Consider the following 12224-nt stretch of genomic DNA (forward strand, 5'->3'; position numbering starts at 1 on the left):
ATGAGCAATACGTCAATTTTAGTCGTAACTAGTGATCAAATTGCTAATTACGAGATTGTTGAAACGATTGGAGAGGTTTTCGGTATTACGGTACAGTCTAGAGATGCGGTTTCAGATTTCGGGGCCTCTATTAAAAATATTTTCGGAGGGGAAATTAAAAGTTACACGCAAATGTTAGAAAATGCACGGGCGGAAGCGATTTATCGCTTGCAAGAAGCTGCTGTTGAAAAAGGGGCTGATGCAGTCGTTGCGATGCGCTTTGATTCTAATGAAATCAGCGAGACGACATCGAGTGTAGTGGCATATGGCACAGCAGTAAAAATAAGACATATTTAAAGTAAAAAAGGATCGAGACATTGATTTGTCCCGATCCTTCTTTATTAATATTATTCATCTAAAGCTTTTTTCAACGTTTCGATATTTTTCTTCATCAATGATTGATAAGTAATATCTTTGTCTTTAGCTTCATCTTTAGTCAATACTGACAAGTTATGGAAGCTTAATGGTTTTGTATTTGTTTCTTTTCTGATGATGTCAGTTACTTTAGATGGAATATTTTGTTCATACAATACGTATGGTTGTTTAGATTTTTTAACTTCGTCTACGATGCCTAAAATTTCTTTTTGACTTGGTTCATCATTGTTCATACCGTTAACGCCTTCTTGTTCGAAGTTATAACGTTTTGCTAAGTATGATAATGAATCATGAGAAATGATGACTTTATCACGTTTTTTGTCTTTAGATACTTGTTTCATATCTTTATCAACATTTGCGATATCTTTGTCTAATTTTTTGAAGTTCTTTTCATAGTAATCTTTGTGGTCTGGGTCTTTCTTAACTAATTCGTCTTTAATTTCTTTAGCGAATTTTTGGTCGATAACTGGATCTAACCAAATATGTGGATCGTATTTACCATGATGATGGTGTTCTTCACCGTGTTCATGCTCATGTTCGTGGTCTTCACCATGTTCTTCGTGGTCGCCATGTTCGTGTTCATGTTCTTCACCAGGAAGAAGGTCTTTTTTGCTGATGCCTTTAGTTAATGACAATACGTCATCTTTATTTTTAATTGTTTTCGCAATTTTACCTGCTGCTGGATCCATATCTTTATCTGTATAGATGAATAAATCACCTTTTGAGATATTCAAGATTTCTTTTTGAGTTGGTTCGAAATTATGTATGTCTGAACCAGGTGGGTAGATTGATTTTACATCTACATATTTACCGCCGATTTGCTCTGCAAAGCTTTGGAAAGCAAATACTGTTGTATTGATTTTCATCTTATGGTTTTCACTGTATTCTTTCTTCTTATCTTTACTGCCGCTGTCTTTATCATTGCCGCCGTTACCGCAAGCTGCTAAAGCTACAGTTAAGACAAGAGATAACAAAATGAATAATGCCTTTTTCATTTTCACATTAGTCCCTCCAAATCGTAATCATTATGGTTTAAACTATACCCTTTCTCTCAGTAAATTGCAATGGTATTCGACAAATCTTTTAGATTCCTAGTATTCTGAATTTTTTCTTACTTAATTTTATTCCTATTTCTGAAATATTGTGCTCTTTATTTCTTTTTTATTTTTAAAAAAATTCTGAGAAAAAAGACGAAAAAGCCTTTATTTTATTGTCTCCCCTTTTCTTTTACTGTAATATTTAATATGTAATTAAAATTAAGTAAAGAAGGGGTAAAGTATGACAGATTTACAGAAGGGTGAAAATCAATTTTACATCGGGGATGTCGATCAACCAGACGCTATTATTCAATTTCGAAAGGTGAATGATCAAACAATTGATATTCATTATGCAGCTGTAAGTGATACTTTAGGCAACCAAGGGATGGGGACCAAATTGGTTGAAAAAGTAATAGATTACGCTAATGAAAATGGTTTGAAGATAACTTGTACAAGTTCATATGCAAGAAATATCATTAATCATTTTCCAGAATTCCAACAATTTTATGCTAACAAAGAATAATCACATAAGTAATATAAAGTAAAATAAATTGAGATATTCTAATAAGCCCTCTATAAAGCAGACACTTGAAAAGTGAAAACTTTGTAGGGGGCTTTATTGTTGTTGTGTCAGACTCTGGAGATGCGATGTATGATTATCGAGTGTTTATATAGAGAGTGTTGCGGATTTATTGGACACATTGCCGCTCATCTTGGCCAATATATCTGTTTATTGGACACGTTCACCGCATTCTTGGCCAATATATCTGTTTATTGGACACGTTCACCGCATTCTTGGCCAATATATCCATTTATTGGACACGTTCACTGCAATCTTGGCCAATATATTCGTTTATTGGACATGTTGCCGCTCATCTTGGCCAATATCCCACTCCCACCCCTCTCCCTCAAGTTATATTCAGACAAATTCTTACCTCAATACGAAAGAAGGAGAGAAGCAGAAATAATTATTAAACAAAATTATTTCTATCCCGCTCCCCTATATTCTCAATGTTGCCCGTTTTGTAACAGGAACATATTATAGTATATTCCTTTTTGTTTCAATAGTGTTTCGTGTGTACCGCGTTCGACTATTTCGCCTTTATTCAATACTAAAATCTGATCGGCGTCTTGTATCGTTGACAGGCGATGCGCAATGGCTAAAGTGGTCCGTCCTTTGCGCATCACTTTGAGAGAATCTTGAATTTGTTCTTCTGTCTCTGAATCAATATAAGCAGTCGCTTCATCGAGTATCAAAATTTTAGGGTCGATAGCCATCGTTCTGGCAAAGGCGATCAATTGGCGTTCCCCACTTGAAAAGGCGCTTCCTTTTTCCACTACTTTGTGATTATATTGGTCAGGCAGTTGATTGATGAAGCGATCGGCATGAACAAATTCAGCCGCATCTTTCACTTGTTCAAAGGTCATCGTAGGATGATACAATTTGATATTCGTAAATATTGTTCCATAGAAAATAAAGGGATCTTGCAATACTAAACCAACTTTACGTTTCAAATCTTCTTTAGGAATTGTCTTGATAGAATGACCGTCCACACAGATTTCTCCATGCTGAAATTCATAAAAACGCATAAATAAGTTGATAATCGTACTTTTCCCTGATCCGGTATGACCTACTAAGGCTACTGTTTCTCCTGGATTAGCAGTGAATGTAATATGTTTCAATACGTTATGTTCACCATCATAACTGAACGTGACATCTTTGAATTCTATTTTACCGTTTGTAATGAGATGGTCTGCCACCGCTTCTTGTTTCGGCTCTAAGGTATCATTATCCAGCAGTGCAAATACACGATTCGCTGCTACTAAGGCTTGCTGGAAGATATTTAAATTCTGGCTGACCTGGTTGATGGGTTCAAAGAAACGTTGCATATATTGTACAAAGGCATAAACAACCCCTGCAGTCACAGTGGATGAAAAGCTTAATAAACCGAAATAACTCAGTATCATCACTGTTGCAAAGATGCTTAACATCCCGATGGCAGGTCGTAATAATAATCCGTCCAAGCGAATGGTCTTCAGATTATATTGGTAGTACTCCTCATTAATTTCTGCAAACTCTTCCTGCAGTCTTTTTTCCTGGTTAAAGACTTGAATCATCCGAATGCCTTCGATAGATTCCGCCAGTTTCGCATTCAAGCTGGAAAGTCTTTCTCTCGCTTCCGCGAAAAAGAGGGAAGCGTATTTACGGTAGAGTGCGAGCACTAAGATGATAATCGGCATGAATAACAGCGCCATGAGGGCCAGTCTGACATCTAAGATGAACATCATGATGAAACTGGAAATCACGGTGAAAAGGGCCATCAAGAATGAGGCAAATACGCCTGTAAACATGTCTACAATCGCTTCGGTATCATTAGTCAGTCGAGAAACGATACTGCCGCTTGGCACCTCATCGAAGTATTTCATACCGAGATTGCCGATTTTGTCGAAAGCATCAATTCTGAGTTGTTGAATAATCTTAAAGGCAAAGTTTTGGAACATGTAGATATTAATATAGGTCGTAATCGCTCCTACAAGTTCAATAACGATAAAGATGACTACGAGCCAGATAATTTCGTGTTGCGGAAAGTGTCTCGGTGTCAAATAATCGTCGATGAATACTTTCACGATATAAGGCGTGGCTACACTCGCTGCTGTAGAAATCGCCAACATACCGAAAGCTGCCGCAATCATCCATTTGAATGGGAAGGTATAACGGATTAAGCGCATTAAGACACGCCATTGATCTCGTGCGCTTAATTGATAATCGTAATGCGCTTTATTATGTCTCGGCATTAGAATCATCCCCTTCCTCTTGCGTGATATCATCGAGGTTACGTGTCAGTTCGTCACGTAATTGTTGCGATTGGTAAGTTTGGGCATACCAACCTTGATTGTGCAGCAGTTCTTCATGTGTTCCTTTTTCAGCAACAGTACCTTCATCCATCACGATAATCAAATCAGCATGACTCACCGCACTCATTCGATGTGCAGTTATAATATTCGTCTTGCCTTGACGTTCATTCTGCATATTGTCTAGAATATGTTCTTCGGTATCTGCATCGACTGCAGATAAAGAATCATCAAATATCAAGACTGGCGGATTCTGTATGACCGCACGCGCAATGGAAACACGTTGTTTTTGACCGCCGGATAAAGAAACGCCGCGCTCGCCGACAATTGTGTCATACCCTTTCGGAAAGTCTAGTATATCGTGATGTATATAACTTAATTGTGCAGCGCTTGCAACATTCTCTTCTTCCATGGCAGGGTCCGCAAAGGCGATATTCTCCTTAATAGTGGTAGAGAATAGGAAATTATCTTGCGGAACGTAACCGAACATCGCACGCAAATGGCGAATTTCATAATCACGAATTGGAATACCACCATAGGTAATGTCTTCTGGGCGCTTCGTATCAAACTCACGAACCAGCAAGCGTAATAAAGTACTCTTACCTGAACTTGTTCTGCCGACAATGCCCACAGTACTGCCTTCTTTGATGGTAAAATGAACCTCTTTGAGCGCAGGATGTTCTGCGTCTGGGAAGCGGAAACTTTCAATATTAAAAGTAATATCTCCAGAAGGATAGCCTTCCACCGTATAAGAGGTGTCGATTTCATTTTGCGTATTCACAATATCATCAATACGTTCGTAAGAGGCGTTGCCGCGTTGAATGATGTTGAAGAAAAAGCCGAGAGCGAGCAACGGCCATACCAGCATACCTAAATAAGTAGTTGCAGTAATCAGCTGTCCTAACGAAATTGTGTCATGGAAGATCATAAATGAACCGCAGACAATCGCTAAGAAATAACTTGTTCCGATGACCAGCATAATAGTTGGATCAAATAACGCATCAATTTGCGCGACCTTCAAATTCTTCTGCACTACATCATCACTAATATGTTTGAAATCTTTCTGGTCACTCTTTTCATAACCCATCGTTTTCGTTACTTTAATACCCGCAATACTTTCTTGCGTCTTATCATTCAAACGACTGAACGCTGCTTGCGCCTTCTTGAATCCCTTACTCATCAAGCGTCCGTAATAACTCGTTAAGATAACTAAAATCGGCATCGGCAGCATGATAATCAAAGTCAGCTTCCAATTAACCGTAATCGCCATCGTAATCAGAATCGAAGTTCCCGTAATCAATGAATCACTGATCATCAAAATACCTGGCCCTGCTGCACCTTGCACGGCATTAATATCATTAGTAGCATGCGCCATCAAATCTCCTGTACGTCTCTGTTGGAAAAATGAAGGACTCATCGAAGTATATTTCTCATATAAACGATTGCGTAGAATTTTGCCCAATTTATTACTCGTACCGAAAATCAACACGCGCCATGTATACCGTAAGACATAAGTCATAATCGCAGCACCGCTTAATAACAGCATATAAATCAGTAAATCATGGCCTGTCAATTTCTTTGTGCCAATCAAATCGATGGTCTTACCAATAATTTGAGGCGGTACCAATTGCACAAGCGCAATGCCTAACAAGACTAATAATCCTAATAAATATCTAGCCTTTTCCTGTTTAAAAAACCACTTTAGATTGATAAATACTTTCACGTAGCACGTCCCCCCCTTTTTATCTCATATTGGTGTAACGTATAAACTATCATATTTAATTAATACGGAATTCAGAATCTCCAGTATTTAAGACTTCAAGCGTACTATTCAAACCGCCCTCGGTTAAATTCTTAACCGCTTCACCTGTAAAGAACGCAATATGCGGCGACACTAATACATCATCTCGTTCAATCAGATGCAATAACACTTCATCTTGAACTACTTCTCCAGAATAATCTCTTCTATAATATTCCGCTTCATTTTCATACGTATCAATCACCGCGCCCGCAATTTTCTCACTATCCAAAGCCTTTAAGAAAGCTTGAGTGTCCACGACCATACCACGTGCCGCATTAACGAAAATCGTTTGCGCTTTGAAATGACGGAAGACTTCATCATCAAATAAATGATATGTCTCTTTATTGCCCGGAATATGCAATGTTACAATATCTGCTTGCGTAATTGCATCCAGCATACTCTCTTTATAATCCACAATATCTTCCATTTCAGGACGGCGCACCAAATCATAGCCTACCACACGGCAACCAAAACTATGGAATAAACGTGCTGAGATACTACCGATACGACCCACGCCGATAACCGCAACCGTCAAATCTTTGACTGTACGTGACATAATATCGCCTTTCCATCTGAAATCATGCGCCTGCACACGTTGTTGCACTAATGGAACTTGTCTGACAAAATACAACGCACCCATCACAGCATATTCAGCAATCGAGCTTGGAGAGTAACTAGGTACTGTCGTAATCAAAATGCCATTTGCCTTCGCTTTCTCCAAATCATACATATCAAATCCCGCACTGCGTTGGGCAATCTGCTTAATGCCATAAGACGCTAATATCTCAAGCAATTCAGAGTCGAACGGCCCATTATGACTTAAAGAAATGCCATCATACCCCTTCACTTCTTCAACATTCTCTTTCGTTAATGGCCCATGCTCATAATCCACTTCCACATTATGCGCTTGAACCCAATCCTTAATAAATTGTTCCTCATACGTTTCCACATCATACATTTTAATCTTAACCATCTAACCTCTCCCTTACTATGTATACCTCTTACTTACAACCCACTATCTATCTTTTCGGAAAAAAAGGCTTATAACCTTAATTATAACATTCAAACTAAATAAGCAGACACAAAATTCAGATAATTTTTCTGTAAAAAAGAGACCTCTTGAAAGGTCAGCAATCAAAAGAGTACCCCTCAAAAAGTCTCAGACAAACTATGTGATGTCACTTACATTACCCATTCCACAACTTCATCTTGTGATTGACGTGTTTTATCACGTTTAGGGTCTTCTTTACGATAACCGAATGCGACCATTACAGAAGGTAAGAAGTATTCTGAGTTCATGATACCTTCATCTTCAAGGAATTTAGTCATTTCTTTCATTTTAAACCCTTCCATTGGACATGAATCTACACCTAATAATGCTGCTGCAGTCATCATATTACCTAAAGCAATGTACGTTTGCTTGCTGGCCCAATCCCATAATGAACGCTCGCTTTCATAAAGATTCAAGTTGTCATTTTGGAAAGAAGTAAAGCCTTTAACCATATCTTCAAGCTTTTCGTCTGGTACTTTCTGAATATCAGTCAACATATGTCTGAAATATTCAGAGTCAGCTTTAACATTTCTACGTGCAAGAAGAATCACGAAATGACTTGCTGTTTCTAATTTGCCGATTGCACCTGGTGCAACTTCTCTTAATTTTTCACGCATCTCTTCATTTTGTACAACGACAAAACGCCATGGCTCAGAGCCGATAGAACTTGGTGACAAACGACCCGCTTCTAAAATTGTTTGAAAATCAGCATCGCTCACCTTTTTATCAGGATTAAATTGCTTTGTTGCGTGTCTGAAATTAAAAGCGTCTATAATAATTTGACGCATCTCTTTGTTATCCATGGAACCTCTCCTTAATTAGTGATATTCATAGTATAGAATACACCTCTCTCAGTTGAAAGGGATGTGTTTCTCTTATTGCTCAGCAAATTTCTCAACAAATCTTATATACGCGTCTGCATTGTCAGCAATAGTAGCGAAGTTTTCGATATCATCTGTATTATAGATAGCATGTATACCATAGTAATGGCCGCCTACCAAATTTATAACTGCTTTCAATGGTATCACAACTTCCTCAATCGAATAACCAATCGGACCAGAATGTTGATAATGATTTTCTGGTTGACCGCAAGAAATGGCTAAAGCAAAATGTTTACCTTTTAAAGCATCACCACCATCGAAAGCAAATCCATGTGTATATACTTCGTCAAACCACTTTTGTAATAATGGAGGATAATTCATCCAAAACATCGGATACTGAAATACAATATGATCATGTTCAGATAGTAATCGTTGTTCCTTCTCTACATCAATTTCTCCATTTGGATAAGTTTCATATAAATCATGAACCGTAACTAAGTCAGAACGCGACTGCAAAGTTTCTTTCCACGTTTGATTAACATGGGCAGATTGTATCTCTGGATGTGCAATAATCACTAGCGTAGACATATTCAATCATCCTTTCTATTTTTAAGCAAAATAAAATGAGAGGCTTCCCCAAGCCATCTCATTTTTGATTTGATATTTCGTTATTCCCCTTTTAATTCAATCATTAACTTTGCATAGTAAAAAATAAAGACGAGAATCATACTGATAGACATTGATTTCAAAAAGTTTTGTACAACTTCCCCAAAATCTACCAAATAATAAGTCAGTGTAGTGTTTGCAACAAAAGCAATTAAAATTAAAACTAATCTAAGTATCATATCTCATCAACCCCTTTTGACTAGTTTACCCATTAATGTCACAATTTTCAATCAATTTTTACGAATTATTTGAAATATTTGATAATTTTTACTAGAATACAAAAAAAGAACCGAGACAAAATTGTCTCAGTTCTTTGAATATCTTTATCTGATTGAATACATCGTTTTATGCAAATCGCATTACAATGTCTCTTATGACTTAACTTCAGCGTCGCCGAAGATTTTACGTTTAATCGCTTCACCAGTTGGAGTACCTGCTAATCCGCCTAAACCAGTTTCACGTAATTCTGCTGGTAAGTTACGGCCGATTTTGCCCATTGCTTCGATAACTTCATCAACTGGAATTCTGCTTTCTACACCTGCTAATGCTAAGTCAGCAGAAATCAATGCGTTACCTGAACCGATTGCATTACGCATTACACAAGGGATTTCAACTAAACCAGCTACTGGGTCACATACAAGACCAAGCAAGTTACTTAAAGAAATGGCTAAAGCATGACCAGAAGCTTCTGGTGAGCCTCCGAAAATTTGAACAGCTGATGCTGCTGCAATCGCTGATGCTGAACCAACTTCAGCTTGGCAACCACCTGTTGCGCCTGCAACACTTGCATTGTTTGCAACAACACGGCCGCAAATTGAAGCTGAGAATAAGAAGTCGACCATTTGATCTTCTGTTAGACCATGTGTGTCTTCTAATTTAAACAACGTTCCAGGAATTGTACCTGAAGAACCAGCTGTAGGAGTAGCACAAATGATACCCATTGCTGCATTCACTTCGTTAGTTGCAACTGCGCCCATAACCGCTTGCATCATTTCATTACCTGAAAGTGAATGATTGTTTTCATTATAGTTTTTAATTTTAATGGCATCTTGACCAGTATACCCTGTTACACTTTTAACGCCTTCGCCAGTTGTCCCTTTTTTAACTGCGTCGCGCATTACTTCCAAGTTTTGTTTCATTTGTTCACGAACTTCTTCTCTTGATTGTCCGCTTCGTTCCATCTCATCTTGGATCATAATTTCTGCGAAACTCATGTCATGTTTATTCGAGTAATCAATGATTTCTTGAATAGTATCAAACATAATTACACCTCTTTATTTAATATATGCAAAGTTTAAGTCGCTATATTTTTCTCTCATTTTATCTAATACATCTTCGCTAAGTGCTTTGTTTAGGTGCATTGCAATTAAGCAACCTTCTTGATTGATCGTCTTAATTTCTTCGTTAATATCTGCACCGTTTTCAATTAAATCATTAATCAAATGATTAATTGTAGCATTATCCGTAGGCCCATCTACTTCTAAAATAGGTAAACCATGGTTCATTAAGATACATTGACCATTTACGTTAATACTTTTAATTTTAATTGTTCCGCCACCGATTGAAATACCGTTCACTTCAATGTGACGATCGCCGCTATCAGCTTTAATTAACGCACAGTTAGGATGTTCTCCTAAACTTTTGCCTGATTCTTCGATAAATTTAATTTTAATACCTTCATCTTTAGCAATTTCAACTGAATTTTTAATACGTTCATCAAAGGTACTATAACCTAATAATCCACCAATGATAGCTACGTCAGTACCATGACCTAAATGTGTTTTTGCGAAAGATTCATAGTAATGAATTTCAATGTTTTCTGGTTCGCCTTGCAGTACTGTTCTTCCTGCGTTACCAATTTTTACTGCGCCTGCTGTATGTGAACTAGAAGGTCCCATCATTACAGGTCCGATGATATCAAATGCGCTCTGGAAATCCTTTTTTCTTGCCATAGCGTAGAGTCATCTCCTTATCTATTTGTTAGAAACGAAATATTAGTTTGCTTGAGTTGATGTTTTACGTCCTGGTAATTTTTCACTAAGTTTATTGAAATTGATTTTATTGATAAGTTTAGCCAAGATCCAACCAAGTATAATACTTGTAATGGCAACAGCAACAATACCGATAATACTAGGGATTGGTTTGTTGAAACCGAATAATACAACTGCACCAGCTATTGGTGTAGCCATACCCGTTACGTTGATTACTAAACCAACGGCAGTAACGATGATTGCATTGAATACGCCTATAATCGCATTGGCACCATAGAGTTGTATTGGATATTGGGCGATAGTATCGATTTGAGTAAGGGGTTCAATTGCAACGGCAAACGCTTTACCAAGATTACCGATTTTCAATCCTCTGAATAACATGAAGTTCGCAAATGAAGCACCTGTACATGTTAATGCACCGATTGCCATTGGAACGCCAGTTAATCCTAGCAAGCTTGTTAATACCATTGAACTTAAAGGAGTCATACCTACCACTGGAATGATCAATCCTAAAATAACTGCTAATGCATATGGGTTATTGTCTCCAACTGCTGTAATCGCACCACCGATTTATTTTCCGTTGACTACTATAACACTTTGCAAATCAAGTTTAAACCAACTATTTGCAAGAATTTGTTGGGAAAACCGAGTACATCCCTTGGCATTGTAAGCGTTTGTCTTGTATAGACATCTAAAAAGTTCTAATATACTGAAATTTACGAACTTTATCCTATATTTAACTCACCTTAAATACTTCTTAACATAACTGTGTAATGCTAAGAGTGAAGAGATTATTTGATAAGTTATTATCTTAATCACTTTCTTCATTCATAGGTTGATATTTTTTGTCTACCTCATCCTGCCGATCCAACATACCGAAATCACAACAATGGATGACCAGACACTTTCATTTTGGAATAGGAGTGTTGTTCGCATGGTAATGAAGTTAAGTACAAAGAAATGCTTGCTTCATGTTTCTACAATCGCATTAAGCGGTTTATTATTTACTAATACGTCTGGAGTGATGAATGCTGCTGAAAGCAATGATATCTCAAACCAACAATCCGCTGAGCAATCCGCTTTGGTTACAAACACTGATACGACAAAGCAAAACACTGATTACGCAAATTCAGCTCACGTGGCTGACGCTAATACAGATGAATCCGCTTCGTCTCCTCTCAAGCAAACTGCAAACTCTAATGCAGGAACCCATTCAAATACAGAGGGAAGCGTTTCAACAAATGCTGATCAGTCAACCAACAGCCAGCAAGCGACTCAAAAGAAAGAGATGCAGCAACCAGCAGCAACTCATGAAAATCAAGCAGGGAAAGATGATAGCGCAAAATCTCAAAGCGAAGCCTCATCATACTCTGACTTGCCAGAAGCAGGACACGTTGACCATCCAGAACAGGGTGCTGTCATAGCCATTATTATCGGTATCGTAGTTTCAACTATTGCGTTGATTAAAACACGCAGACAAAGTATAAAGAAATAAAACTCAACTAAAAATTTAAGTATTATTTCTAATTTAACGGTATATTTTATCCTTAATATCACCCAAAAACCCTTAACATTCAAAAAGAACCAAAA

12 protein-coding genes and 1 pseudogene are annotated in these 12224 nt (G+C 37.6%); 3 read left to right on the forward strand and 10 right to left on the reverse strand.

The window, feature by feature from the left end; translation table 11 throughout:
* A complete protein-coding gene (locus tag CNQ82_RS11825; protein WP_164711972.1) occupies window positions 1–336 on the forward strand; it encodes a YbjQ family protein in 336 nt (111 codons plus the stop codon).
* A gap of 50 nt (window positions 337–386) precedes the next feature.
* Here the strand turns inward: CNQ82_RS11825 and CNQ82_RS11830 are convergent, their stop codons facing one another.
* On the reverse strand, window positions 387–1409 hold the full coding sequence (locus CNQ82_RS11830; RefSeq protein WP_123145682.1) for a metal ABC transporter solute-binding protein, Zn/Mn family: 1023 nt from the start codon (window positions 1407–1409) through the stop codon (window positions 387–389).
* A 283-nt stretch (window positions 1410–1692) separates the two neighbouring features.
* On the opposite strand from CNQ82_RS11830, the gene CNQ82_RS11835 reads away from it, so the two are divergent.
* The gene (locus tag CNQ82_RS11835; RefSeq protein ID WP_123145429.1) at window positions 1693–1974 is read left to right on the forward strand and encodes a GNAT family N-acetyltransferase; all 282 of its coding nucleotides are present in this window, start codon (window positions 1693–1695) and stop codon (window positions 1972–1974) included.
* 485 nt (window positions 1975–2459) lie between these two features.
* Here CNQ82_RS11835 and CNQ82_RS11840 read toward each other — a convergent pair whose 3' ends face one another.
* The 9 genes and pseudogenes from CNQ82_RS11840 to CNQ82_RS11875 all read right to left on the reverse strand — a co-directional run.
* A complete protein-coding gene (locus CNQ82_RS11840) occupies window positions 2460–4247 on the reverse strand; it encodes an ABC transporter ATP-binding protein (protein WP_123145430.1) in 1788 nt (595 codons plus the stop codon).
* Entirely contained in the window at window positions 4234–6027 is a 1794-nt protein-coding gene (locus tag CNQ82_RS11845; RefSeq protein WP_123145431.1) for an ABC transporter ATP-binding protein, read from the reverse strand. The genes CNQ82_RS11840 and CNQ82_RS11845 overlap by 14 nt, the downstream gene beginning before the upstream one ends.
* 55 nt (window positions 6028–6082) lie before the next feature.
* Complete coding sequence (locus tag CNQ82_RS11850) at window positions 6083–7078, reverse strand: D-2-hydroxyacid dehydrogenase (protein WP_123145432.1); 996 nt, start codon at window positions 7076–7078, stop codon at window positions 6083–6085.
* A 209-nt stretch (window positions 7079–7287) separates the two neighbouring features.
* Window positions 7288–7959 carry an NAD(P)H-dependent oxidoreductase gene (locus CNQ82_RS11855; RefSeq protein WP_123145433.1) on the reverse strand — a complete coding sequence of 224 codons (672 nt, stop codon included), beginning with the start codon at window positions 7957–7959 and terminating at the stop codon, window positions 7288–7290.
* A gap of 72 nt (window positions 7960–8031) precedes the next feature.
* On the reverse strand, window positions 8032–8565 hold the full coding sequence (locus CNQ82_RS11860; RefSeq protein WP_123145434.1) for an NAD(P)H-dependent oxidoreductase: 534 nt from the start codon (window positions 8563–8565) through the stop codon (window positions 8032–8034).
* A gap of 80 nt (window positions 8566–8645) precedes the next feature.
* Window positions 8646–8822 carry a hypothetical protein gene (locus tag CNQ82_RS13195; protein ID WP_164711973.1) on the reverse strand — a complete coding sequence of 59 codons (177 nt, stop codon included), beginning with the start codon at window positions 8820–8822 and terminating at the stop codon, window positions 8646–8648.
* 192 nt (window positions 8823–9014) lie between these two features.
* Window positions 9015–9905, reverse strand: a complete 891-nt coding sequence (gene sdaAA, locus CNQ82_RS11865) for an L-serine ammonia-lyase, iron-sulfur-dependent, subunit alpha (protein WP_095103529.1) — start codon at window positions 9903–9905, stop codon at window positions 9015–9017.
* A 12-nt stretch (window positions 9906–9917) separates the two neighbouring features.
* Complete coding sequence (sdaAB, locus tag CNQ82_RS11870; protein ID WP_095103528.1) at window positions 9918–10595, reverse strand: L-serine ammonia-lyase, iron-sulfur-dependent subunit beta; 678 nt, start codon at window positions 10593–10595, stop codon at window positions 9918–9920.
* 42 nt (window positions 10596–10637) lie between these two features.
* Window positions 10638–11204 (reverse strand): annotated as a pseudogene (locus tag CNQ82_RS11875) (PTS sugar transporter subunit IIC); the annotation flags it as partial.
* Between the two features lie 364 nt (window positions 11205–11568).
* On the opposite strand from CNQ82_RS11875, the gene CNQ82_RS11880 reads away from it, so the two are divergent.
* Complete coding sequence (locus CNQ82_RS11880; protein ID WP_123145436.1) at window positions 11569–12129, forward strand: hypothetical protein; 561 nt, start codon at window positions 11569–11571, stop codon at window positions 12127–12129.
* Window positions 12130–12224 lie beyond the last annotated feature (95 nt).

The sequence above is a fragment of the Staphylococcus debuckii genome, assembly GCF_003718735.1.
In the GTDB taxonomy this organism is placed as follows: Bacteria; Bacillota; Bacilli; order Staphylococcales; family Staphylococcaceae; genus Staphylococcus; species Staphylococcus debuckii.